The organism is Trichococcus collinsii, assembly GCF_900107505.1.
Lineage (GTDB): Bacteria > Bacillota > Bacilli > Lactobacillales > Aerococcaceae > Trichococcus > Trichococcus collinsii.
Genome location: NZ_FNQH01000001.1, coordinates 144223 through 169099, shown reverse-complemented (window position 1 = coordinate 169099; position 24877 = coordinate 144223). Strand labels below are relative to the sequence as shown.

At 45.4% G+C, this 24877-nt stretch carries 23 protein-coding genes, 1 other RNA gene and 2 other annotated features; of the genes, 4 read left to right on the top strand and 20 right to left on the bottom strand.

Annotated elements, in window-relative coordinates:
• Positions 1 to 164 precede the first annotated feature (164 nt).
• The 11 genes from BLV66_RS00870 to gshAB form a co-directional block, all read right to left on the bottom strand.
• A complete protein-coding gene (locus tag BLV66_RS00870; RefSeq protein ID WP_086985375.1) occupies positions 165 to 1271 on the bottom strand; it encodes a DUF7278 family profilin-like fold-containing protein in 1107 nt (368 codons plus the stop codon).
• Positions 1272 to 1482: 211 nt separating this feature from the next.
• On the bottom strand, positions 1483 to 3981 hold the full coding sequence (recD2, locus tag BLV66_RS00865) for an SF1B family DNA helicase RecD2 (protein ID WP_086985376.1): 2499 nt from the start codon (positions 3979 to 3981) through the stop codon (positions 1483 to 1485).
• 394 nt (positions 3982 to 4375) lie between these two features.
• The gene (gene mnmA, locus BLV66_RS00860; RefSeq protein ID WP_086985377.1) at positions 4376 to 5500 is read right to left on the bottom strand and encodes a tRNA 2-thiouridine(34) synthase MnmA; all 1125 of its coding nucleotides are present in this window, start codon (positions 5498 to 5500) and stop codon (positions 4376 to 4378) included.
• A gap of 137 nt (positions 5501 to 5637) precedes the next feature.
• Positions 5638 to 6231, bottom strand: coding sequence for a TraX family protein (locus BLV66_RS00855; protein ID WP_086985378.1), 594 nt, complete (start codon positions 6229 to 6231; stop codon positions 5638 to 5640).
• A 120-nt stretch (positions 6232 to 6351) separates the two neighbouring features.
• Positions 6352 to 7644, bottom strand: coding sequence for an O-acetylhomoserine aminocarboxypropyltransferase/cysteine synthase family protein (locus tag BLV66_RS00850; protein WP_086985379.1), 1293 nt, complete (start codon positions 7642 to 7644; stop codon positions 6352 to 6354).
• A 172-nt stretch (positions 7645 to 7816) separates the two neighbouring features.
• Positions 7817 to 8392 (bottom strand): xanthine phosphoribosyltransferase, encoded by a 576-nt coding sequence (locus tag BLV66_RS00845; protein WP_086985380.1) that lies wholly within the window; start codon positions 8390 to 8392, stop codon positions 7817 to 7819.
• 267 nt (positions 8393 to 8659) lie between these two features.
• On the bottom strand, positions 8660 to 9436 hold the full coding sequence (locus tag BLV66_RS00840) for a formate/nitrite transporter family protein (RefSeq protein WP_086985995.1): 777 nt from the start codon (positions 9434 to 9436) through the stop codon (positions 8660 to 8662).
• 273 nt (positions 9437 to 9709) lie between these two features.
• A complete protein-coding gene (locus BLV66_RS00835) occupies positions 9710 to 10057 on the bottom strand; it encodes a cysteine desulfurase (protein ID WP_086985381.1) in 348 nt (115 codons plus the stop codon).
• 54 nt (positions 10058 to 10111) lie between these two features.
• A complete protein-coding gene (locus tag BLV66_RS00830; RefSeq protein WP_245826650.1) occupies positions 10112 to 11254 on the bottom strand; it encodes a cysteine desulfurase family protein in 1143 nt (380 codons plus the stop codon).
• A gap of 30 nt (positions 11255 to 11284) precedes the next feature.
• Positions 11285 to 12376, bottom strand: coding sequence for a hypothetical protein (locus tag BLV66_RS00825; protein ID WP_086985383.1), 1092 nt, complete (start codon positions 12374 to 12376; stop codon positions 11285 to 11287).
• Positions 12377 to 12386: 10 nt separating this feature from the next.
• Entirely contained in the window at positions 12387 to 14678 is a 2292-nt protein-coding gene (gshAB, locus tag BLV66_RS00820) for a bifunctional glutamate--cysteine ligase GshA/glutathione synthetase GshB (RefSeq protein WP_086985384.1), read from the bottom strand.
• Positions 14679 to 14871: 193 nt separating this feature from the next.
• Here gshAB and BLV66_RS00815 point away from each other — a divergent pair, with 193 nt between their 5' ends.
• The 4 genes from BLV66_RS00815 to BLV66_RS00800 all read left to right on the top strand — a co-directional run bounded on the left by BLV66_RS00815 (position 14872) and on the right by BLV66_RS00800 (position 17419).
• A complete protein-coding gene (locus tag BLV66_RS00815) occupies positions 14872 to 16143 on the top strand; it encodes a replication-associated recombination protein A (RefSeq protein WP_086985385.1) in 1272 nt (423 codons plus the stop codon).
• Between the two features lie 104 nt (positions 16144 to 16247).
• A non-coding RNA gene (gene ssrS / locus BLV66_RS00810) (6S RNA) lies at positions 16248 to 16437 on the top strand.
• 113 nt (positions 16438 to 16550) lie between these two features.
• The gene (locus BLV66_RS00805; protein WP_086985386.1) at positions 16551 to 16853 is read left to right on the top strand and encodes a hypothetical protein; all 303 of its coding nucleotides are present in this window, start codon (positions 16551 to 16553) and stop codon (positions 16851 to 16853) included.
• Between the two features lie 98 nt (positions 16854 to 16951).
• Positions 16952 to 17419 (top strand): universal stress protein, encoded by a 468-nt coding sequence (locus BLV66_RS00800; RefSeq protein WP_086985387.1) that lies wholly within the window; start codon positions 16952 to 16954, stop codon positions 17417 to 17419.
• A 405-nt stretch (positions 17420 to 17824) separates the two neighbouring features.
• On the opposite strand, the gene BLV66_RS00795 is transcribed toward BLV66_RS00800, so the two are convergent.
• From BLV66_RS00795 to BLV66_RS00755, 9 genes are all read right to left on the bottom strand, one after another.
• Complete coding sequence (locus BLV66_RS00795) at positions 17825 to 19015, bottom strand: acetate/propionate family kinase (RefSeq protein WP_086985388.1); 1191 nt, start codon at positions 19013 to 19015, stop codon at positions 17825 to 17827.
• Positions 19016 to 19065: 50 nt separating this feature from the next.
• Complete coding sequence (locus tag BLV66_RS00790; protein ID WP_143033071.1) at positions 19066 to 20079, bottom strand: class I SAM-dependent methyltransferase; 1014 nt, start codon at positions 20077 to 20079, stop codon at positions 19066 to 19068.
• A gap of 130 nt (positions 20080 to 20209) precedes the next feature.
• Positions 20210 to 20494 carry a 50S ribosomal protein L27 gene (gene rpmA / locus BLV66_RS00785; protein WP_068560128.1) on the bottom strand — a complete coding sequence of 95 codons (285 nt, stop codon included), beginning with the start codon at positions 20492 to 20494 and terminating at the stop codon, positions 20210 to 20212.
• A 34-nt stretch (positions 20495 to 20528) separates the two neighbouring features.
• The gene (locus BLV66_RS00780; protein WP_086985390.1) at positions 20529 to 20864 is read right to left on the bottom strand and encodes a ribosomal-processing cysteine protease Prp; all 336 of its coding nucleotides are present in this window, start codon (positions 20862 to 20864) and stop codon (positions 20529 to 20531) included.
• Positions 20865 to 20878: 14 nt separating this feature from the next.
• A complete protein-coding gene (rplU, locus tag BLV66_RS00775) occupies positions 20879 to 21187 on the bottom strand; it encodes a 50S ribosomal protein L21 (RefSeq protein ID WP_086628296.1) in 309 nt (102 codons plus the stop codon).
• Positions 21188 to 21203: 16 nt separating this feature from the next.
• Positions 21204 to 21277: a sequence feature (ribosomal protein L21 leader region), on the bottom strand.
• Positions 21278 to 21452: 175 nt separating this feature from the next.
• Positions 21453 to 22133, bottom strand: a complete 681-nt coding sequence (locus BLV66_RS00770; protein ID WP_086985391.1) for an amino acid ABC transporter ATP-binding protein — start codon at positions 22131 to 22133, stop codon at positions 21453 to 21455.
• A 15-nt stretch (positions 22134 to 22148) separates the two neighbouring features.
• Complete coding sequence (locus tag BLV66_RS00765) at positions 22149 to 22784, bottom strand: amino acid ABC transporter permease (RefSeq protein WP_086941783.1); 636 nt, start codon at positions 22782 to 22784, stop codon at positions 22149 to 22151.
• Positions 22785 to 22816: 32 nt separating this feature from the next.
• A complete protein-coding gene (locus BLV66_RS00760; RefSeq protein WP_086985392.1) occupies positions 22817 to 23617 on the bottom strand; it encodes an amino acid ABC transporter substrate-binding protein in 801 nt (266 codons plus the stop codon).
• 30 nt (positions 23618 to 23647) lie between these two features.
• Positions 23648 to 24445, bottom strand: a complete 798-nt coding sequence (locus BLV66_RS00755; protein ID WP_176974080.1) for an amino acid ABC transporter substrate-binding protein — start codon at positions 24443 to 24445, stop codon at positions 23648 to 23650.
• Between the two features lie 103 nt (positions 24446 to 24548).
• Positions 24549 to 24799: a binding site (T-box leader), on the bottom strand.
• Positions 24800 to 24877: the final 78 nt, after the last annotated feature.

Below are 24877 nucleotides of genomic sequence, written 5' to 3'. Positions count from 1 at the left end.
ATTTCTACTATATTTAAGCAAAGGGAGCATAAACGGATGCGTTTCCTTTCACCAAACGGAAACTCTCTTTTGTTATCCATTCCTATATCCTTTGCTTCAATCAAAAACTAGTATAACCAAAATACAGGCCGCTTGCAAGCAGTTCTTCAGAAAAGCAGAACAGGTCACATTTCTATGCGGATGGAGCGTCTTGCGCAGTAATAACCGGGTGTCAATGGCTCTTGCTGCTTTTCTGTTAAAGCATCCGCATAGTTTTCATAATAGGTAGCGTAGGGCAGAAGTTTCTCCAGTATATTCTCGGCTTGAATGAAAATCCAGCCGCCTTTGGCCAGCAACCCGTCTTCAACAAGTTCCGGACCCCAACCCATATTCGCGATTTCCAGGCCGAACATGTTTTTTTTGTATAGATGGCTATCTTCCGGTTCGAACAGATTGCGATGCAACTGATTCCCCCATCGGAAAAGCCTGCGCGTCGATGCGCCGCAGCAATATTCCCATTCATCGCTGGACAACAACCCCATGCCATCTTTTTCCAATTGCTTGCGCATTTCTGCATACGTGGTCTGGTAAGGCGCAAAAACTGTATAAGAATCCAAATCTTCGTTCTGTTTCAGGAAGAAGGAATCATTTTGGACCAGATGCGCCGGAAAATCCGCAAATATCGATGATCCGTTTGCGCTCGGCATCAAGGCTTGATGGATGGCCTTCTCGTGTATGCTGAACCAATCGCTTTGGCCCTCAAATTTCCCGTTTATGACTGCATAATTCCCGACTTTCGTCATCCCCACATAAGTCGGACTGACTTCCACCAATAACGGAGGGATTTCTGTCGTCCGAAGCTGCGACATTTGGCTGTTGACCAATTCTTCCAATTCATCCAAAGAATGGATCGGTTCGATTTTCTTCTTCATCCAATGATCGTCATGTAAAAATTCAGCGCCTTGGACAGAAAGTTTCAGGCAATTTTCGATGGCGAGGTACATCTCTTTCCTATCGGAGCTGATGTCCAATGGGTCCAGGCCGTTGATTCCGCTGTCCCATCCGAGGACTGCCTCCTTGTGTCCGGGCACAAAAACAAACGGTGCGCCGTTTATGTCCACAGTAAACGTTTCGGTCTTTATGCCACCCATCTGATAATACGCCGGACGGATGTCCGCGACAGACAACAGCGGATTTACAAAATAACGGACAACGCTGCTGGCCAGAACAAGCTTGTGCTCCATCGGGATATTCTTCCAGTTCGGATTCATCAATTGATCAAATAGTTCCATTATACCACTCTCTTCTTGTAGCTGTATTGGAAAACCAGTAAATTGCTTTACTGTCAGTATAGCAGAATATTGAGGCGGCGAGTAGCTTATTTCTTTTGCTGAAGCTAGCGACTAAAGAGACATCGTTGGTTATTGCAGACGGCGTCACTGATTTTCTGAAAGTAGAAAAGTCCGCAGACAAATTCTTTATTGTCTACGGACTTCTCCCTAATTATTTTTCATTCATAAAAGTTTCCGGCGTTATATTTTCCATGCCGATCATCGGATCGATGCTCCCATCGGAAATCTGTTCGATCGTCAAATAGTAGATAGGCATTATTTTTGGAGATTCTTTGTTCTCTGACTTTTGGGTTGTGGATTCGGTAGTGGTTTCGGCGAACGATTCAGTAGTCTCAATTCCAACACTGGGTGCCTTCGTTTCCTTGCTTTCTGCGGATTCTTCCGAAGTGAAGACCTTGTCATTGTTCAGGTTTCGTTCCAGTTTTTCATGCAGCATTGTTTTCCGGATATCCCCGGTGCTTACGACAGCTGTTTCGAAGGCTTCGTAATCGCCGCACAAAATCAATTTGCTTTTGCTCCTGGTGATGGCTGTATAAAGCAGATTGCGGCGCAGCATCCGCCCGTACTGTTTTACCATCGGCAGAATGACCATCGTAAATTCGCTGCCTTGCGATTTATGGATGGAACAACAATAAGCCAACACGAACTTGTTCCAGTTATTCCGATTGTAGGTGACCTCAACAGTATCGAACAGGATCGTGATCTGGTCGACTTTCTCTTCCGTTTCCTTAGCGAATTGGATGGCGGTTATTTCACCCATATCCCCGTTGAAGACATTGTTCTCCGGTTGGTTCACCAACTGCAGCACTTTGTCTCCTACCCGATAGACGACATCAAAAAAGGCGACTTCCCGTCTTTTCTTGTTCCCTTTCGGATTGAAGATCTCCTGCATCATCGTATTGATGGCATCAATACCGGCAGCGCCTTTGTACATCGGCGCCAGAATCTGGATATCCTTCGCGGTGAAACCTTTTGACTTCGCCTTTTCGACGACTTGCCGGATCACCGGTTCGATCTGATGCGTTTGGCAAGGCAGAAACGACCGGTCAGCTTGATTGTTCCGGAAATCGCGGGGGAGGATGCCGTTCTTGATTTCGTGCGCCAACGGGATGATCGATGAATCGCCGGATTGTCTGAATATCTCGTTCAATTCGACCTGCGGCAACGCTTTGCAATTCAGAAGATCGAACAACACTTGGCCCGGCCCTACCGACGGCAATTGGTCCTTATCCCCGACAAAAAGCACTTGCATGCCTGATGGCACAGACTTCAGGAGCCGGTGCATCAACCATGTATCCACCATCGAAACTTCATCGATGATCAACAGCTTGCCTTCCAGCTCTTGCGTATAAAGTTCTTCGGATTCCTTTTCCTGGCCCGTCAAGCCCAGCAAGCGGTGAATCGTGCTGCCGGGCAGACCTGTGGTTTCCTGCATCCGTTTTGCGGCCCGTCCAGTCGGAGCGGCAAGTAATATCGGGAAAAGTCCGTCTTTATAGTCGTGAGGGTCTTCCGGAAGATCGTTCAGTTCGGAGAACATGCGCACGATCCCTTTCAGAACGGTCGTCTTTCCGGTACCGGGGCCTCCGGTCAGGATGAAGAACGGTGATAGCAAAGCTGCTTTTATCGCTTCAATTTGGGAGGCGCCGTAGCGGATCTGCAAGTTTGATTGCAGATGTTCGATTTCCAGATCCAAATCCACTCCCGGGTAAGCAATTTTCGTCTTTCGTTTCAAAAGCCTGTCGATCGATGATGCGATGCCTTCTTCGGCGAAATAAAGAGACGGGATTGCAAAACGGCTGTGATCCTCGACCACTTTCATGTCCATCACCATCTCCATTAGCGCCTCGATGACCGGCGCATCCTCGATGATGAAACGCCGGCTTTGCTCAAGCAAGTGGATTGTCCGCTCAAGCAAAACAGTCCCGTCGACATACGTATCCCCGTTTGAGAGGCAGAGTTCTTGCAATGTCGCAAACACCCCACCCTTCAGCCGGCTTGTGTGATCCGGGGCGAAATTTAACTCCTCCGCCAGTTGATCGGCCTTCTTGAAGCCGATGCCTTCAATGTCCTCGATCAGGCGGTAAGGATTTTCGTTAAGGACAGTCAGCGTTTCAGTGCGGTAAAAATGGAAGATATTCGCCGCCTGATTATTGGAGAATCCATAGTTCCCCAAAGAAATCAGGATTTTCTCGGTTCCTTGCGTCTGCATCAAGACATCGCGCATCATTTCTCTCTTCTTGGGTGTCATGCCGCTAATGTTTTTCAGTGCTTCCGGATCATCGAGGATAACATCGACTGCCTCCTCGCCAAAAGTCTCGACGATTTTTTCGGCCGTGCGTTTACCAATACCCGGGAACCGTTCCCCCGACAAGAATGCAATCAACCCGTTTTTGGATGTGGGTTTTTCCTGCTGATAGGAATTGGCTTGGAATTGGACGCCGTATCTCGGATGCTCCACGACCTCACCGAAAAAGCGGTAAGCTGTATCTTCGGTTATCTGCCCGAAGCTTCCGGTCACTACAATTTCATCATGCTTTTGCGGGAGATTCGATTCACTGACTGAAATCAGTATGACTTTGTAGAAATTACTCGCGTTTTCAAAGAAAATCGCTTTAATTTCCCCAACGATATAGCCTTGTTCTGTATCCATCCGGATGATCCCCTCCCTTTTTCATAATATTCAGACTTGTAACAAGATTCTTTAAGAACGATACCACAATTCCCGCCCAAATTAAAGAGAGGCCGGAGAAAAAACCAGCCTCTCACATTATTAACAGATAAACCATTTCAAATTCAAAAGCGCATCACCGTAGGCGGTTCACAAGACTGAAAAAATTTCCATGCATTCCAAATCGTTGGCTAGCTTCACGGGTTAGCCCTTCGGAAGGATAAAGGAACCCCTGGTCTCTGCGATGCTCAGTTGCATGGAAGTCTTAGGGATTCATCCCTTATAGTCCCAGTACAAGGTGACCGTAGGGAACGTTGCATGGCACGATTTCCTAAAATTCTTTCAGGGCTGAACAAATCCGTTCCGCTTTTCTTATTTAGATGTACTGCAGGGTGCGTTCGGCTTGATAAGCCTTGTCGATCGTGCCCCCACCCAAGCATTCCATACCGTCATAAAATACAACAGCTTGGCCTGGTGTAATGGCGCGGACCGGTTCCGCAAATTCAACACGTGCAGTCGTCTGATCTTCGTTCAGAAAGACAGTGACTTCTGTGTCTTGTTGACGGTAACGAAATTTAGCTGTGCAAGTGAAGACTGATGGTTTCTTACCTTCGGAGGTAAAATGGATATCGGTCGCATCCAGACTGTCGGCATACAGGTTCTCATGATGGTAGCCTTGGCCCACGTAGAGCGTGTTGGTCGACAGGTCCTTGCCGATGACGAACCAAGGATCGTCGGATTCCCCGCCGCCGCCGATTCCCAAACCTTTTCTTTGCCCGATTGTATAGTACATCAATCCGGCATGCTCACCCATCACTTCGCCACTCAAAGTGACCATTTTCCCCGGAATCGCTGGAAGAAAGTTCGTCAAGAATTCTTTGAAGTTCTTCTCGCCGATAAAACAAATGCCCGTCGAATCTTTTTTCTTGGCTGTCGCCAAACCTGCTTCTTCAGCAATGCGGCGCACTTCCGGCTTTTTGATTCCGCCAAGTGGAAACATTGTTTTGGAAAGTTGCTCTTGGGAAAGCTGATTCAAGAAGTAGGTTTGGTCCTTGTTGTCGTCCACTCCTCTGAGAAGATGAGCAATGCCATCTTCGTCACGGACAACTTGCGCATAGTGCCCCGTTGCGACATAATCCGCCCCTAGTTCCATCGCATAATCCAAGAAGGCCTTGAATTTGATTTCTTTATTGCACATGACATCCGGATTTGGTGTCCGTCCCTTCGTGTATTCGTCCAAGAAATATTGGAACACCTTATCCCAATATTCCTTTTCGAAATTGACGGAATAATAGGGAATCCCGATTTGTTGCGCAACAGCTTGCACATCCTTATAATCTTCCGTTGCCGTACAGAACCCGAATTCATCTGTATCATCCCAGTTCTTCATGAAAATGCCGATGACATCGTAGCCTTGTTCCTTCAAAAGCAATGCTGTGACAGAAGAATCAACGCCTCCGCTCATTCCGACCACCACGCGTATTTTTGAATTGTCTTGCATGCCTTTCACACCCTTACTTGATTTGTGTATTTCCTCACTTCTTACATTATATAAGTAACATCCGATACAAAGAGACAGTTTACACCATCCCAGCGCATATTTCAAGCTTTCTTGCCTTTCCGGAGACAAGCTATCGGTCACATCAGCCTAGCGATAAGTATTAGAACAACTTGATGGGCCGGATAGTAGGCATACCCGGCCCATTTCGGCAACGGACTGATCCGGAAATTAACCGGCAGAAGCATAGGAATAAGCGCTACTGCAGCGAATGCCTGCAACGAGGGAAATTGCAAAGCATTCACCAGCAAAAACAAGGTAATTCCTGCTCCAACATGCTTTTCTGACAGTACATAGATTGTCCACCCCATCAAAAAGCCATATAAGCCGTATTCCGTAAACTGGACCAAAAAGATTGCCGGCAAGATGAAACGGAAGTCTTTGATAGATAAGGCAAAAAGAGCCAACGTAAAAAGAATATTGAATACATTCCCTACTTGTGCGGTTATCGGCATACTGATGAGCCCGGTCAGGACCAAGCGCAGTAAATACTTGCGGAAATCACGTGTTTCACTTACACCTTTCACGGTTGTATACAAAAAACAAGGGAAAGCGATGCGTCCGACAACACGCAGAAAAAGTAATGAAGGGAATAGATAATAGCCGATATGGTCGATCGTCATGGTGAGGATCGCAATCCATTTGATGAGTGCCGTTTTGTCGTTGTATGCCATTGCGTCACTTCCGATCTTCTTGAATTATATGGGATGCAAAAGAGAAATCTTCTACTCTAAAGAAAACAAAGCAGAACACCTTTGGAAGGAATTCTGCTTCATTTTCAGGGGAACTGTAGATCAGACTGTATAAGGCTTGGCATCCAAATTCAGGGTTGCCAAAGCTTGCTCAATGTCCTCAATGATGTCAGCAACGTTTTCAAGCCCTACCGAAAAGCGGATCAGGCCTGGCGTGATTCCTGCTGCCGCCAGTTGTTCATCTGTCAGCTGTCTGTGGGTTGAACTTGCCGGATGGAGCACACAAGTCCGGATGTCGGCAACATGCACTTCATTGGAAGCCAACTTCAGACTGTCCATGAATTTGATGGCATTTTCTCTGCTTCCTTCGATGGATAGTGAAATAACGCCACACGTTCCGAGCGGCAGATATTTATTTGCCAATTCGTGGTATTTGTCTCCTTCTAATCCTGGATAATTCACAAATTCGACTTTCTCGGATTTTTTGAAATATTCGGCGACTTTTAAGGCGTTGCTGCAATGTCTATCCATTCTCACAGGCAGAGTTTCAAGTCCTAGATTTAATAAGAAGGCAGCATTAGCGGTTGGGTATGCCCCCATGTCCCTCATCATCTGTACCCGTGCTTTTGTAATATACGCAGCGTTCTCAAAGCTTTCCGTATAGACAATGCCGTGATAGGATTCATCCGGTTCGGTAAATTCCGGGAAATTACCGTTTTTCCAGTCAAAATTGCCGCTGTCGACAATGACCCCGCCCATCTGTACAGCATGGCCATCCATGTATTTCGAGGTGGAATGGACCACGATGTCCGCTCCAAACTCGAACGGTCTACAAAGATATGGCGTCGGGAATGTATTGTCCACGATTAAAGGAACGTTGTTGTTATGCGCAATCGCTGCCCATTTTTCGATATCCAGAACAGATAAAGCGGGGTTTGCGATGGTTTCGCCGAAAACAGCCTTTGTGTTCGGCTTGAACATTTTTTGGATTTCTTCCTCAGGCAGTTCTTGATCGACAAATGTGCATTCGATTCCGAATCGCTTCAAGGTTACAGCGAACAGATTGATTGTTCCGCCATAAATGGAGGCGGTGCTAATGAAATGATCCCCTTCCTTCAGGATGTTCATCAAGCTGATCATGGTGGCCGCCTGTCCGGAAGTTGTACACAAAGCCCCTACGCCACCCTCCATAGCGGCGATCTTTTCTTCTACGGCTCCAACAGTTGGATTGGAGATGCGCGAGTACATGTGTCCGGCAGCTGTCAAATCGAATAATTTCCCGATATGTTCCGTGGAGTCATATCTGTAAGTGGTGCTTTGGTATATCGGGAGCGCGCTTGGCTCCCCGTTCCCTGGGTGATACCCTTCGTGTAAACATTGTGTTTCGATTCTCATTATTGAACCTCCTCGTTAAGATAACGCTCATAATCTCATGTATATTTAATATTTTACCACAATTTCAAAAGGCTTTGTGGAGATATTGAATCCAAATCAAAAGATCCTGAAAGCACAAAAATCCCATGTTTGAAAACAAAAAAAGACAGATAATATCTGCCTTCCTGTGCTGCTATTCTTCGATGAACTGTACCGTGCCGTCTTCAAAGGACTTGATACGCGCCAATGAATAGACATCCATACCCTGTTCTTCCAAAATTTTTCGGCCTTTTTGGAAAGATTTTTCGATGACGATACCGACTCCAGCAATCTCCGCTCCCGCCTGTTTGCAGATTTCCATCAAGCCGTTAGTAGCCTGTCCGTTCGCCAAAAAGTCATCGATGATCAGGACATGATCGTTCTCGTCAAGATATTGTTTGGAAATTGTGATTTCGTTGGTGACATCTTTTGTGAAGGAGTAAACAGTGGCCGAATACAGATTGTCTTTCATTGTCAGACTCTTTTGTTTTCTTGCAAAAACAACTTTCACTCCCAATGCCAAACCTGTGAAAACTGCAGGCACAATACCGGATGTCTCCACCGTCAAAATTTTGGTGATCTTTTTGTCAGCAAAATACCGTGCAAATTCATCCCCCAATTGTTGCATCAATACGGGGTCGATTTGATGGTTCAAGAAATTGTCCACCTTCAGCACGTTGTCCCCCAACACGATACCATCCTTCAATATGCGTTCTTCTAGCAATTTCATAAAAAATCCTCCTTGATTGCATTTCGTTCTATCTATCAGCCGCTTGTTAAAGTCGGCTAGCATGCCTTATTTCCATTAACAAATAACAGTAAAACAATACAGATAATCTTCGCTTTTGTCAACCATGCGTAAGCGTTATCGCCGGTTGGTGCAAGCATTCACCCGGAAAAACGAACAAATCTTCATTCGGACAGTTTTTTTATCCGCAGAAGAAAAAACGAGAAGGATACCGGCTACCGGACCCTTCTCGTTTTCAATTGGTGAAGCTTAGTCAACGTATACTTCGGAATCTTTGTTCATCCATGAGTAAAGCAAACCGATGATCAATCCGCCGCCGATGTAATTCCCGATCATAGCGAAGAACCAGTTCGTCAGTACGCTGCCGACCGTCATCCCTGGCAAAGCGCCGCCGAATGCAAAAAACGCAAGGCTGAAGGAAGAGAAGTTGGCGATAACGTGCTCAAAACCTAAGAATGCAAAGATGAAGATGATGAAAATAGTCGAATAAAGTTTGCCCGCGTCATCCTTCATATGGGCGCTCACAAATACAGTCGTATTTACGATGACGTTTGCGAAAATACCTTCGGCTACCATCTGTATAGGTGTTTTGAGCAATTTGCCTTCAACTGCATGGAACAGGAAGTGCTCAGCCGGCAAATCTTGGAAAATATTCGTGAATGACATGACGAATGAAGCGATTGCGCCTCCGATTAGGTTGAAAAGGATACAAGCGAATAAAATTGCTAAAGCTCTTTTTGGTGCCAACACCTTGCGGTAAACAGCTGCCGTCATGTACATCATATTGGATGTACCCAATTCTGTGTTCATGTAATTGATCATGACCAAAGACCATGCAAACATGAATGAATAGAAAAACTTCCCGCTACCTGGCAGCATATGTTCTGCTTTTTCAGCGACCATAACAGCGATTGATGTACCCAACGTCAAAAACATACCGGCAAGCATACATCTGATGAAATATTTTACTTGCGAAGTCTCAAATAAATTTGACTTCTTTAGGGCGCTTTTATCAACAGTAGTCATAGCTGCGCCTTGATATTTTTGTTCCACTTTCTTCATCTCCCGAATTGTTTGTGCGATTCTGAATAAGTATACCATATCTCATAGAAAATGGAATGAAAAAAATAGCGGTTTATATAATTATATTAATGCACTTATAGTGTCCATCGTGTTTTTTTGGTGCACATGCATCCAAGCGAATTACACTTTTTATTTTGTAACAAAAAAAGACCGGCCATAAGAATTAACTCTCACAGTACCGGTCCGTTGTTTTCAGATATCACAAATAAGTTTGGATCACTCCGACACTTCAGCCAGGACGCCATTTTCGACCAGACTGTCCAAAATGTATTCCAGCTGCTCTTTCGCAGCCGCCATGGTTGCCTTGCCGTAGACATCCACTGTCTGCAATCCGTTGCTCGTCGTTGTAGAAACTTTCAATGTTTTCAGATCGGCAGCAACGACAATTTTCACTTTGATCCCTTGTTTATTTAACACGCTGTTGTCCAAATCGCGGACCATTTGGAAATTGCCGTTTTTGGTTTCTTCAAAACCATTGTCGCGCAAAGTGTAGCGTTTCACCTGTTCGTTCAATCGAAAGGTTTTTCCGGATCCCTTTAAAGATACATTTTTTTCGAATGCCATATGCAGTCCTCCAAGATAACGTTTTCTCTATCATAACACATTTTTTTCTTTCGTTCAGACGTTCTTGTATTGCTTATTGTAGATGCTTTTCAGCAAGGCAATCAGTGTGTCCGCCTCATCAGTAGTATTATCCGGTCCGAATGAAATGCGCAAGGATTCCGCTGCGCGCGGATTATCCATTCCGTACATCGCAGCCAATACATGGCTCGGTTCAAGGCTGCCGGCTGTACAGGCGGATCCGGCCGCCAGCATGATCCCTTTGAGATCGCATTGGATCAGCATTTTGTCGGAACGCATGCCGGGTAGCCAGATATTCAAGATATGCGGTACCCCTTCAGAGTAGGCACCATTGCATTTAAATGGGATCCCGCTTTTTTCAAGTCCGCTCAGGAAATACTCGCCTAGTTCACGCTTTTTGCGATTACTCTCTTTGCGTTCTGCTTCCATCAGAGTGACGGCCTCAGCAAACCCTCTGATGTACGGCGTATTTTCTGTACCGCCACGGTGGTCGTTCTCCTGGCTGCCGCCATGGATGAAATTAGGCAGATGCAGGTTATTTTTGCGGTATAAAAATCCGATGCCTTTGGGGCCATTGATTTTATGCGCGGAAACCGATAAGAAGTCGATATGCTGTTGCCCCACATCAATCCGCTCACTGCCATATGCTTGAACGGCATCGGTGTGGAACAGGATGTTCTGCTCGGCCAAAAACGCGCCGATTGCGGCAATCGGATTGATGCTGCCAACCTCGTTGTTGGCATACATCAACGAGACTAGGATTGTATCCTCGCGTATCGCACCCTTCACGGATTGCAAGGTTACTTTTCCGGTATCATCCACCGGCAGATAAGTCACCTCGAAGCCTAACGTTTCCAGATAATGCATCGGATGCAGGACTGCATGGTGTTCCGCTGCAGAAGTGATAAGGTGTTTGCCCTTTTCCTTCAGAGCCAACGCAGTCGGTATGATCGCTGTATTGTTGGATTCGGAGCCGCAGCTTGTGATGATGATATCAGCGGGATTTGCTTGGATGGATGCCGCAAAAATCCTGCGTGACTGGTCGATATGCTGTCTTGTTCGTCTTCCCAGAGCATAGGTGCTAGAAGGATTGCCGAAATCTTCGATAAGCGATTCCTGAATGACCGACACAACTTCAGGTCTCACTGGAGTCGTAGCGGCATGATCGAAATAAATCAATTTGTTACCTTCTTTCTGTCTCAAGTCTTTCTAGTGTTCAAAATAACTGTTGAGCCAACGGTATAGGCGCAGTTCGATGCTGGTTTCCATTTCCTTCGAGGAATCTTGGGCAGTTGCTGGACCCCGTCCCAGCAATTTCTTCGTTTCTGCAATATCAGTAAGACAGAAAAACGCATACGCTGCCCTTATTCTGTTGTTTGCGATCCAGTACCTTTTCAACAAAGGATGGGCTTGTATTTGGATGTATTTTTCCTCTGCATTAGCGAGCCGACCGAACAGCGCATCGCAAAACAAAGATTCCATCATATAAACGGGCCAATAGACCGACTCTTCTACTGGACGGTTGGCCGAAAAAGTCTGCAACAATGAATCGGCTTCTTCAAAATCCAGTTCCCCCAAAGCGCGGACATATGCGACCATGTAGAAGTAGTCCACCAGGAAGGTTTTTTGATACTGAGCATCGTGTATACTTTCGAAATAGGCGTCCGGTAAGTCGGCAAAAGGTACTTTTTCTTCGATAAGCTGTGCCATCTCTAATTGCTGGAACAGGAGCCTGCGCGCAGGCAATGATCGGCTTGCTTCCCTCAGCAAGGCTCCATCATTCTGCGCTTTCGGCAGCAGGTTCGCTAAAGTCATCCAGACAGGCACCAAACTGAACAAAACGAACAGGGAACCTGTCTTCAGTTCCATCAAAAAAGCCAAGCAGTACAAGATTGTGCCCGTCAAAGCATTGGCCATAATGCCACCCAGCAGATAACTGCGATACGGCAATTCCGCATAGTCCCCTTCAGGCGGTGCCATCAAGCATTGGCCCGCCAGTAACGGGGAGGCAGCCTGCATATGATGCAGGCTGTGATCTGCTTGGCTATATTTGTAACGTCTGACTTGAAAGCTGACTAGCTGATAACCGCTCAATTTTCCAAAGAGAAAATGTCCCCCTTCATGAAGAAAGACATGCACGTGGATTGATAGGAACAGGCCTGCCGACAGAGCTGGAACGAGCAGGGGATCAAATGACGACAGATTCCCCCAGTCGTTGAATCCCTTCGCGATGAGATATCCGTAAAACATGATGAAAGCAATGGTAATATGGCTGGCAATTCTCAGAAATGATTTTTTCATGAAGTTCCCCCTACTCTTCCTCCAGCTGCATTTCCGGGAACAATAAGCGAAGGATTTCCATCGTCAAGCGTCGGCTTTTCCCTTGGTACGGATAAATGTGAATCAGCATGGCTGGGTTGAAATTCGCCTCGATCACCCCGTAGTTCGGCTCCTCTTTCGTAGCCGGGACCGAATGATCCGGGATAATTATATCCACTCCACAGACCGCCACACCCAGTGAGGCTGCCATCTGCACAGCAAGCTTTTTGTAGCTGTCGTCCATCTGATCTGTAAAATCAATTGAATCACCACCGGTACTGATGTTTGAATTGTCCCTCAGACGGACAGTTTTCCCTGCAGACGGAACACTGTCAAAACTATACCCTTGCCCTTGGATCGTCAATTTTTCGAGTTCCCCAGTCGCTATCAATTCCAAAGGGGACCGGTGATTTTTTCCGCGGAGACTGTCTTTATTCTTCTCCTCGACCAATTGACGGATCGTGTGGCTGCCATCGCCTACCACGTTGGCAGGGACACGCAGCAACACGGCTTTTGTTTCATTGCCGATGACAAAGAATCGGTATTCGGTTCCGGCCAAGAAATCCTCGACCAATATATCCTCATCCTCTTCAAATGCGATGCGTACCGCTTTTTCGTAGTTTTTAGCTGTTGCACCGTCCTTGAAGATGGAAATACCTAGTCCATAGTTGGTTGACTTTGGTTTGACGACGATGCCTTTCCCGGCAAAGATAGAATAGTCGCGTAGGGCGGCTGCCACAGAATGATACTCACCGCTGTCCGGCACCGCGAATCCGTTCTCCGCCAGTATTTTTTTTGTGACGACTTTGTTTTCCATGATGAGTGGGCCGATATAACTGTCCTTTGCCGTCATATTACCGTTCTTCACGTATTCGCGATGGTTCTTGTAGGTCAGCGAGATGAATTGGTCATAGCGGTCGAGCATGTTGATTTTTAAGCCTTTTTGGATGGAATCGAACATCAGGATCTGTGTGGAGAGTTCCATGTCCTCAAAGCCTCTCAAGGCATACGGACGTTTCCAAGCAGCTTCTTTGTACTTTTTGGCCAATGATGTGGCCCAAGTCGTTTTGTCCTCTGCCGCGTCCACTGCTTTGACCATCTGGCCTGCCACTGTTTTCTCCGGATTGTAGAATGCTTCGATTTTTTCTTTGACGATGGCGTTGATTTTCTCTTCTGCGCCAATCGCTTCCAGCATCTGCAACATCCCCTCCAGGACGGACAGTCCTTCCTTTTGGAACGCGGATGGCTGCAGAGGATTCTCCAATGCAGTGCTGTAATTCATTTCTTTTCCGATTTTCATCTCTTCTTCGCTGGCATCCTTCTCGATCCACAATAAATAGAGTAAGAAATAATGGATGAAGTACATATCCTCTTTATGCATTCCAAACTCAGCGAAGGGGTTCAAATCGAACAACCTGAATTCGAGATAAGCGATTCCGTTCGTCAGTAAATCACGCGCTTTGTTGGCCCCTCTGAAACGGACAGTGGAATAAAACTCCTTTTCGGCAATAAGCTTACCGCTTATTACCATCTGTTCGATATCCTGCACATAGGCATCAATCGATTCAAAAGAAACATGCACATCCGCTTTATTTACGTATCCATATTTGCTGCTGCGGATACTTCTTGTGTACCCATCCAAAGGCAAATCATCCTGTATTTCTTTTTCGAAATAGGACCTATCCGCGGAAATGGATCCTCCCATAAGATAAGTCATAATCCATTGATAACGGATGAAGTTATGAGCCATCTTCAAGTAGACATCCGATTGGAACGCTTTAAGCGTCCCAGCAGAACAGGAAAGCTGATGAAGCTCTTTGATGAGGGCAGGATTCAACTCGAAGTTGAAATGGATGCCACTTACCATCTGTTTTTTGTTCCCGTAAACAGATACAAGGTACTCCCGGTACGCCACATCATCCGCACTGTCCAACCTGGCTACTTTAATTTCTTCGCTCGCCGGCATGGTCGGCGGGATGCTGCAAGGCAACAGATATTCATCTTCCGGCAACGACCGCAGCACGACATCATGTATAGCCGTCAGCCATTCATGTGTTTCCTCTATCGACTGCATCGGCGGTGTGATCAATTCCGGTTGGCTTTCCGCAAAATCAGTCTGGATGTACGGATGGAAACTGCGATTCCCGAATATTGCAGGATGGTTTGTCTTAGCGATCGTGCCTGCACCCGTTATCCGCTGGCTTTCTTTTTCGATTCCAAAAGAGGCTTTCGAAAATAATGCCGATAATTTATGTGTTAGAATAATCTCCTTGAAATCTGTCATTGTGTGCTCTCACTTTCTGCTTCCAATTTTCAATGTATTCATTATAGCTTTTCTGCTTGTAAATAGTAAAGATGTTGCCTGCTTTTCTTTTCAATCAATTTTCACAAATCTGCCAAAAAGAAATAGCCGGGCGAATGTTTGTTCTTTTTTAGGAGATGGCATATAATGGGTAGAGAAAAAGGAGCGGAGAATAATGAAACAACCTTTAGCATATCGTATGCGTCCCGTCCACATCGATGAAGTCATAGGCCAAAGCCATCTGGTGGGTGAAAATAAAATCATCCGCCGCATGGTTGATGCCAAGATGTTGTCTTCCATGATACTGTACGGCCCACCTGGAATCGGCAAAACCAGTATCGCGAGCGCCATCGCCGGATCGACCCATTCGGCTTTTCGTCAACTGAACGCCGCCACCGACACAAAAAAAGACCTGCAGATCGTCGTGGAGGAAGCCAAATTTTCCGGCCAGGTCATTCTCTTGTTGGACGAGGTGCACCGACTGGACAAGCCCAAACAGGATTTTCTCTTGCCGCACCTTGAAAGCGGTCAGGTCATCCTGATCGGCGCCACCACTGAAAATCCATACATCAGCATCAGTCCCGCAATCCGGAGCCGAACCCAGATTTTCGAGTTGAAATCCCTGACAACACAGGATGTCATATTAGCGCTGGAACGGGCCATTGCAGATGAAAAGCGCGGTTTGGGGAAAGAAAAAATTGTGATCGATGAAGACGCCTTGCTCCATTTTGCCAGGAGCACGATGGGTGACGTCCGCGGTTCTCTCAACGCCTTGGAGTTGGCAGCCCTATCCACCAAACCGGATGCAGACGACACCATCCACATCACCCTCGACATCGCTGAGGAATGTGTTCAAAAGAAAGCTTTGGTCCACGATAAGAACGGCGATGCCCATTACGATGTTATATCGGCATTCCAAAAATCGATCCGCGGCAGCGATGTCGATGCAGCCATGCATTATCTGGCCAGGTTGTTGGAAGCTGGCGAATTGCTGATCGCCTGCAGGCGGTTGATGGTCTGTGCCTATGAAGACATCGGTTTAGGCAATCCGCAAGCTGTGGCCCGAACCGTTTTGGCTGTTCAGGCTGCAGAAAAGCTAGGTTTGCCGGAAGCACGGATTCCCTTGGCCAATGCTGTCGTCGATCTGGCCCTTTCGCCGAAATCAAATTCGGCCTATCTTGCCTTGGACAGTGCTCTCGCGGACGTGCGCGCCGGAAAGTCTGGGAACATACCGGATAGTCTGCGCGATGCCCATTACAGCGGCGCTAATAAGTTGGGCCGCGGCATCGGTTATCAATACCCGCATGATTTCCCGGATCACTGGGTCAAACAACAATATTTGCCGGATTCGCTGAAGAATCGTCGCTACTATGAGCCGGCTGCGACAGGCAAATACGAGCAAGCATTGGCTAACCAATTGCAGCACCGCTTCAACAAAGATTCATGAGTACCATTTGGTAGCGTTTAACCTGTTGCTACTGTGACGTTTACCGATTAAAATGCTTGTGTTTTGCTTGCCAACTATTGATTAGTATGCTACTATACGTATATAGATTTCTGAGGTGTTCGACATATTCTCAATGTGTTGACCGAACAATTTATTACTACCTTGGGATCCTGTTTATCTCAGTGGATAACACGCCTTATCATTTGGTAGTTAGAGACTGGATATTGGAGCCCACCTGCTTATATGCGGGTTCAAAACTAGTAGAATATACTCACCGGCACCATCGGATTTCTAATAAAGTTTTATACTTTTGGAGCTGCTCTTTGAGCAGCTTTTTTTGCAGACTAAAAATATGGGAAAGCATTTTTTCAGCAAATATCCCGCAATTTCCTTGAGGAGGACGCACTTTGGTTGAATTGTTGATTGCCCTTTTTTCATTATTATTGGTTTCGACCGGACTTTTCATGACATTGAAAGGCCCCACTGTTTTCGTATTGACTCCAGATCGGATCACCGAACAGCAACGCCATCAGATTTGGCTCTTTTTCCGTAACGGCGGAGCCCTGTACATGTTGATTGGTTTTCTCTGCCTGCTTACAATTTTCTTCAGGAGTGCTCTGCTTTATGCATTTGCTGTGCTGATTGCTTCAGGCTATACCGCACTCTTCAGTATCCGGCTGGCCGGCATGATGAAAAATCAGGGTCGCTGACCAATAAATTCCCGCAAAGAATCGCATACGCTTTCATTTTTATGGAAAGTGAAGTAAAATAAACTTGTAAGCGATACTAGTTTAGAGGAGTGGTTAATATGTTTCAAGAGTATAAGAAAATTTTGATACCGGTTGACGGATCGAGAGAATCAGAATTATCCTTCCGTAAAGCAGTGGAAGTGGCCAAACGGAATAAAGCAGCCATCATCATCACTCATATTATCGATACAAGAGCCATACAGACCCCTACAGGGTTTGAAGGCAGCTTCACAGATGAAATTGTCCGCCAATCCAAAACGTTGATGGAAGAATACAAAACCTATGCCACAAACGAAGGCATAACGGATGTTCAAACCGTCATCGAATATGGGTCACCAAAAGCCATCATCGCAAAAGATTTGCCTGCCGAATACGGCGTTGATCTGATTATGATCGGCGCGACCGGCCTTAATGCCGTCGAAAGACTATTCATCGGCTCCGTTTCGGAGTACGTCATCCGCAACGCACCTTGCGATGTGCTAGTCGTCCGGACCGACCTGGAGAATAAACCAAAACCCAAAAAATGACAAGCAACGGCCTAGCCTTCTGCTTAAAAGTATTCAACAAAAAAATTCCGTTATGCCAATTACTGGCATAACGGAATTTTTTTGTTGTAATAAGAAAGCGTCCTTTATTTTTGAATCCTAAAGTTCATCATCTTTGGTCTTTCGCAGGTTTGCAAAATGTTTCATGCTTCCAAATTAGATGGTCAGCTTCACGGGTTAGCCCTTCAGAAAAGGCATATAGGAACCTCTTGTCTCCTACTAGCCAAGGACACTGTTCGACTAACCTGCTGACGCAGGAAGTCTCTCAGCAACTGGCCTCACAGGGAGGCCCTCTGATCTCGCACTGTGACATCAGCGTACTTGACCGTTTAGGTCACGGTGTTTCCTTAACAAGGGCGAGGCGAACCCGTTCCGCTTTTCTTATTTTTAGCTGAAACGCACAACATCACGAGCGATCATTACCTCTTCGTCCGTTGGGATCAACAATACTTTAACTTTTGAATCATCAGTTGAAATGATTCTTTCAACACCGCGGACATTGTTCTTTTCGTCGTCGATTTCGCAACCGAACCAAGAAATGCCATCGATGATGATTTTACGGGTAGGTGCAGAATTTTCACCAACGCCGGCAGTGAAGACGATCGCATCCACACCGTTCATGATTGCAACGTATTGCCCTATGTATTTTTGGATACGGTTGTAGAAGATATCCAATGCGATTTGAGCTTGATCATTGCCGTTTTCTGCTGCTGTCTCAACATCGCGCATATCGCTTGATACGCCGGAAAGTCCCAACAGGCCTGATTTTTTGTTCAGGATGTCTACGAATTCATTGATGTCTGTGATGCCCAGTTTGCCCATCAAATAGGCGATCAAAGATGCATCGATGTCACCTGAGCGTGTTCCCATTGTGATACCTGCCAATGGTGTGAAGCCCATGGATGTGTCGATTGATTTTCCGCCCTGAACAGCAGTTATGGAACCGCCGTTTCCGATATGGCACGTAACGATCTTCAACTCTTCGATCGGTCTGCCCAACATTTCAGCAGCGCGTTCAGCAACGTATTTGTGGCTTGTTCCGTGTGCGCCGTATTTTCTGGCAGCATATTTTTCATAGTAATCCATAGGAATGCTGTAAAGGTAATTTACTTTCGGCATTGTTGTATGGAAAGAAGTGTCGAATACAGCAACACTTGTGATGTCAGGCAACAATTTTTTGAACGCACGAATTCCTGTAGCGTTAGCTGGGTTATGCAATGGAGCCAATTCAGCCAATTCTTCGATTTGTTCCAGAACAAGATCATCCACTCGCGCAGAATCTTTGAAGATTTCTCCGCCGGCAACGACACGGTGGCCGACGCCTGTGATCTCATCGTAGCTTGAAATGATGTTTAGTGCTAATAATTGATCCAGTAAGTTATGCACTGCGATCTCATGGTTCGCAATATCTTCCGTTACTTGGAATTTTTCGCCTTCTCCGTGTTTGATGGTGAAGACGGAATCGTTCAAACCGATTCTTTCGATAATTCCGGTTGCAAGAACTTCCTGATCAGGCATAGCGTATAATGTAAATTTCAAGCTTGAGCTACCAGCATTGATAGCGATGATTTTTGACATTTTTTTCTCTCCTTTAAATTGACTGATTTTTATTATATCTCTAATAAATATTATATCATCTTTGCGCTCCAATTGTGGAAAATATCCAGGAAAGATTGCATCTTTTGTGCGTTTTTAAGATCTGGAATTTCCCCCAAAAGCACTTGTTCGGCTTGAATCGATTTTTCACCATTTTTTTGAACAATAATGATTGATTTTTTCATTCCATTTTTGTGGAACAGATCTGCTGGAAGGCTCAAAAATGCCTGTATATGAACGTTTTCCTTTAGCCACCCCATTAATACAGATGTTTTATCTGTTTCAAAAATATCCGATGGAACGATAAAAATCCCCCAGCCGGATTCTTTCAAATAGTTCACATTTTGTTCAAACATTAAGAAATGAGCAAAAGAATTCCCTTCCGAAAAAGCTGTTTTGTAGTTTTTTGCGCGGTCGTTTACTGGATAATAGCCGATTGGAAAATCCGATACCATGATATCCGATGGTTCAATCAACAGTTCCTGCAGGCTGTCCGAGTGGGTATAATGGATTTTTTCGGATAATCCTATCAAGGATCCGCTGTTCGCCGCGACACTGATCAACAGGTCATCGTTGTCAACTGCTTCCGCAGTCACCTCATTGCCTCTGCTTGTCAAATGCTCCAGAACGATATTGAGAAGATTCCCTGTTCCTGCTGCCAGATCTGAAACATGCAGTTTTTCTGTCTTATCTTTTTTTATTTCTCCGATGAAATAAGCGATCAGATATGCAATCGTGTCCGGTGTCATTTGATGATTCATCTGGAGCTTATCTTCTTTCGTTGCTTTGATGAAAGTCAATTGTATGCTCTTACGGATGATTTCTTTATCCAACGCTTCCAAATTCATCTTTTTGTAGAGGCTGTTCAAACGTTCGACTGCCTCTTTTGAGGGCAAACCTTCCACTTGTTGTGCTTTCCCTTCAAAGGAAAGATTTTCCAACGTTTCGGACAACGCTTCTACATATGAAAGTTCAGCTTCCGTTTGAAGTAATTTGATAGCTTCATCCATTAATCCGAAAAGACTCTCGACATTTGTTGCTTTCAAGTCATTCACCGTCCCTTACTTTTTGTCATTCTATAAAATACAAAAAAACCTGCGAAGGAAGTGACTGATCATTTGCCCCCGCAAGGTTTTTTGTGTGTATGTAATTGGTTGATCGGCAAAAGTACAAGTATTATTTAGCTGTAGGGTATACAGAAACTTGTTTTTTGTCACGGCCTAAACGTTCGAAACGAACGACACCGTCAACTTTTGCAAATAGAGTGTCATCTCCACCGATACCGACGTTAGTACCTGGATGGATTTTTGTTCCGCGTTGACGGTACAAAATCGATCCGCCAGTTACTGTTTGTCCATCTGCACGTTTAGCGCCTAAACGTTTAGATTGGGACTCACGTCCGTTGGTAGTAGATCCGCCCCCTTTTTTGTGAGCGAACAATTGTAGATTCAATTTCAACATGTGGTTTGCACCTCCTTATTAAGTAGTACAGTTTTTATTGCATTTTTATGGTCACATAATCAGGATATGTCTGAGCGACATCTTCCAGCGAATAGAATAGATGCTTCAGTAAAATCTGCGTAATGTATTGCTGTTCCGCTTCCCTTTCGGAAAGTATTTCCGCATAGAGATACCCGCCTTCATCATTTGCTTCATCAACAAGCATCTGGTAACCGGCTAAACGTTCAACGCTATTCACAGTTTCGATGGCCAGTACGGAAACAGCGGCACAGATAATATCTTCACCTGCTACTCCATACCCGGCATGTCCCGTAATCTCGAAAGAAAGCAGGTTGCCATGGTCATCTTCTTTAAATTTCACTTCAATCATGGTTATTCACACTCTTATGCTTTGATTGCGTCAATGATTACTTTTGTATAAGGTTGACGATGACCTTGCTTGCGGTGTGTATCTTTTCTTCTCTTGTATTTGAAAGTAGTTACTTTCTTTTCTTTGCCCTGTTTTTCAACAGTGCCTTCTACAGAAGCACCTGTTACGAATGGAGCGCCAATTTTGGTTTCTTCTCCACCTACAAATACGATTTCATCAAAAGTTACTTTATCACCAGCTTCAGCATCTAATTTTTCAATGTAGATCGCTTGTCCAACTTCAACTTTTAATTGTTTACCACCTGTTACGATAATTGCGTACATATTCTCTGCACCTCCTTATTTTACTTAGACTCGCCAAACGAAGTGCCCTTTAAGGTCTTATGACTCCCATTCGTGCGGTTGTAGCCGTGGTGCGCACATTTACAACATTAATAGCTTATCAAAAATTGAGCCTCAAGTCAACCTAAATCAAAACATTCATCAAATAAGCTATCATTTGTTCCACTGAGGATAAAAAAATGGTTAAATAAAAAACAGGGTAGCTACCCTGTTTTTTGTTCGGACTGTCCGATTTTCTGCATTTTGATCAATGATTTCTTAAGAATTCGCTTGATGATACTATCCGGGTGCCGTATTTTTCCCCGAACTCGATATCATGCGTTACAATCAGGACGCCGGTTCCTCCAGCAGCGATTTCCTGGATCAGCTTGCCTATGCTGTCAGAGGATTCGCGATCGAGCGCAGAAGTGGGTTCGTCAAAACAAAGTACGCGTGGATTCAGCATCATCGCCCGAGCGATTGCGACCCTTTGCTTCTGGCCTCCAGACAAAGTCGACGGCATCGCCTCCAGTTTGTCTTCCAATCCCATTTGCTCCAATAATCCGGCTGCCTTCGCCGCCAACTCTACACGGCTGCCCAACTTTTGCGCAAGCGGCGCCTCGAGCAGGTTGTCCAGCACAGTAAGGTTAGGGAACAAAGCGTAATCCTGAAACACCATGCCGATTTTATTTTGGTAAAGGCGCCTTTTTTTGCGGTCTGCATATTCTGCGCCCTTCAAACCTTGTTTGCATAAGACGGCATCCTCGATTGAAATGGTGCCTTGGTCTGTTTTTTCAAGATTGTTGAGCAAACGCATCAATGTTGTTTTACCCGTTCCGGAACGCCCCACAAGCACAACGATCTCGTTGGAATCGATGTGGAAAGAAAAATCATCGATAACGGTTATGTCATGATAAGACTTTTTTAAATTCATCGCATTTAATAACATGATTGCCGCTCCCCCCTAAAAGTTCCCTTTGGATTCAAGTTTATTCAGCAGCACCGTAATGACCGCCGTGACGGATAGATAGACGATACCTACAGCCAAGAAAGGCACTAACGAGGCATATGTATTCGCAGCAATCTGCCCTGCGCGCAACAGTTCCCCGAGACCGATGACATAAACCAAAGATGTATCTTTTACTAGCGCAATCACTTCATTCCCTACAGATGGCAACACGATCTTAGTGACCTGCGGAATGATGATTTTGAAAAACCCTCTGACCTTACCAATACCCAACACCGAAATGGCCTCGAACTGTCCTTTTGGAACAGCAGTGATACCTCCACGGAAGATTTCCGCATAATAGGCAGCGTAGTTGATCATATATGCCAAAATTGCTGCTGAAAAACGATCCAACGTGATGCCTATCAGTGGCAAACCGAAGAAAACAAACATCAATTGCAACAGCAATGGCGTCCCTCTCATGATGAAGACATATATCTGAATCAGAAAACCCAGCCACTTCGGTCCGTAAACCCGGATGACGGCAATCAGAAACCCTAATGGAATGCTGGAGATCCCAATGATGAAGAACAACGTAAGTGTCATCTTCAAGCCGTCAAGCAATGATGGCAGTATCGTCTGTATCAAGTCCATTTCATAAACCTCTTTCTTACCCTATATTTTCGTTATTCATTATAAAACCATTTATCGTATATTTCATCGAAGGTTCCGTCGTCCTTCATGTCGGCCAAAGCTGCATCGACACGCTCCTGCAAGTCCGTGTTATCCTTTTTGAAGGCAACTGCCATTTCGTCTTCCCCGAAGTTATCATCAAGAACACGGTAGATGTCTTTACCGGACTGTTTCATGTAGTAACGCCCGTATACTTCACCTACGACGATGGCATCCACGCGGCCCGATTCCAGGTCGCTGAAGGAATTGTTATTGGAAGGATAGAGCACCAGATCCCCTCCCAATTTTTCAAATATCCCTGATGCATCTTCCATGATTTTATCAACAGAACTGGAGGATTGTTGTGTCGAAACCAGCTTCCCTTCCAGGTCAGCTTTCGTATGGATATCGCTGTCCTTCAAAACGATGATGGATTGTGCATCCACGATGTAAGGTTCGCTCAAGAGTACTTTTCCGGCCCTTTCCGGCGTGATGGCATAGCCATTCCAGATCATGTCGATGTTACCGGAATCCAGTTCGGTTTCCTTCATTGCCCAATCAATCGGTTGGAAAATCATTTCGGCTCCGATCCGTTCACCGACCTCTTTCGCCAAATCGACATCGAATCCGATGATTTCATTGTTGTCGTCACGGAATCCCATCGGCGCAAACGTGTCATCCAAACCCACAATAAGCGTTTCCTCGGCAACAGCTTCCGAGCTGGCGGAATCGTCATCAGCAGTCCCGCCGTTGCATCCAGCCAACAACAATAAACCCGCTCCGATCAAGGCAGCTTTTTTTAACTCATCCAACATGCGGCTTTCCTCCTTCAACAAACAATTATGTTATTCAGCGAACCAAGTTGTATAGATTTCATCGTACGTTCCATCTTCACGCATATCATTCAACGCTTCATCAATCGCTTCTTTCAGTGCGACATCTTCCTTGCGGACACCCACACCATATTCTTCATCGCCAAAATTATCGGTAAGAACGGCATACTTTTCCTCGCCTTTTTGTTTCATTGTGTAACGGCCCAACACTTCATCAACGACGATTGCATCACTGCGGCCGCTTTCCAGGTCGTTGAACACGTCATTGAAAGTAGGGTACAAGATCGGCGTTCCCCCATCAAACTTAGCCGCAATTCCTGTTTCGTCGGCATTGATGGCATCGAATGCTGCAGACCCTTGTTGCGTCGCGACTACTTTCCCAGCCAAATCGGCTTTTGTCTCAATATCACTTCCTGCCATTGTGACGATGATTTGGCTGTTGTTCAGATAAGGTTCTGTGAAAAGTACTTTCTCTTTGCGCTCTTCCGTGATGGTATAGCCGTTCCAGATCATGTCGATGTTGCCGGAATCCAATTCAGTTTCCTTCATTGCCCAATCAATCGGTTGGAAAGTAATATCCACATCCAAACGTTCAGCAACCTCTTTCGCCAAGTCGACATCGAAACCGACGATTTCACCGCTCTCATCTTTAAAGCCCATCGGTGCAAAGGTATCGTCCAGCCCCATCACCAATGTTTCTTTGATTCCTGAAGCTTCAGATCCGGTTGCAGAAGAATCCTCAGTAGCTCCTCCACCACACGCAGCCAATAAACTTGTAGACGCCAATAACATTAATGCTAATTTTTTCATATTCTTCTCCTCCATATATGTGTACTTTTTTATTACCATATTTTGTGGTGGCCCCTCATCAAGCCATTTCCAATAAAAAAAGCCCTTTAACTTCCTGCTGAAGTTAAAGGACGATTGAAGTCGTGGTTCCACCTTTTTTTGCGGCATCTTCACAGAAACCGCCTCATAACGTTCCATTTGAAACGTCAGTGCTGTAACGGGCACAACCGAGTCAACCTACTAAGGGCAGCGGATACTGTCTTTTCGGTATTCTTGCTCAGAGACGTGATTTCACTGATCGCTATTGTTTGCTCGCACCACCCGCAAACTCTCTGGAAATAGGCAAAAGTTACTTTTTCTCTTCAATGCATTTAGAATTTAAGACAATAATACCACAGCGTTCGTTAAATGCAAGTATTTCATTAAAAAAAGTCTCATTCATTTCTCATCCTG